Source organism: Candidatus Symbiothrix dinenymphae (assembly GCF_001431085.1).
In genome coordinates this window covers 1-547 of the sequence record NZ_BBRU01000284.1, presented here as the reverse complement: position 1 = coordinate 547, position 547 = coordinate 1, and the positions used below count along the sequence as shown (strand labels likewise).

At 51.4% G+C, this 547-nt stretch carries 1 protein-coding gene; it reads right to left on the bottom strand.

Annotation, left to right across the window (positions count from 1 at the left end; translation table 11 throughout):
* The coding region (locus ASC50_RS03635; RefSeq protein ID WP_158648374.1) for a Gfo/Idh/MocA family protein at window positions 1-547 on the bottom strand (547 nt) is incomplete at both ends.

Sequence of the window (547 nt, the reverse complement as noted above, 5' to 3'; positions counted from 1 at the left end):
GTACTTTTGTCGGATAACCTAATTGTAATCCTTTGAAAATCGGGTGCATGATGTGGCAAGCCATATCGCCCAATGCGCCGGTTCCGTAATTCCACCAGCCGCGCCAATTCCAGGGATGATAAATGGCATTGTAGGGAACCAATTTCGCCGGACCGGTAAACAACTCCCAATCCAAGGTATCGGGAACCCAATGACCTTGCGAAGGAGTATTCAAACCTTGCGGCCAGATAGGACGGTTGGTAGCGCAATCTACGCGACGTACTTCGCCGATTTCGCCGGCAGCAATCCAGTCGCAAATTTGGCGAACGCCTTTACCGGATGAGCCTTGATTACCCATTTGGGTAGCCACTTTGTGCTTTGCGGCTAATTTTGTCAGCAGGCGTGATTCGTAAACCGAGTGTGTCAACGGTTTCTGAACATACGCGTGCTTGCCCATGGTCATGGCGGTGGCAGCGATAATCGCGTGTGTATGGTCGGCAGTAGCCACGATGACGGCATCGATGCTTTTGCCCATTTCGTCATACATCTTGCGCCAGTCTTTGTACTG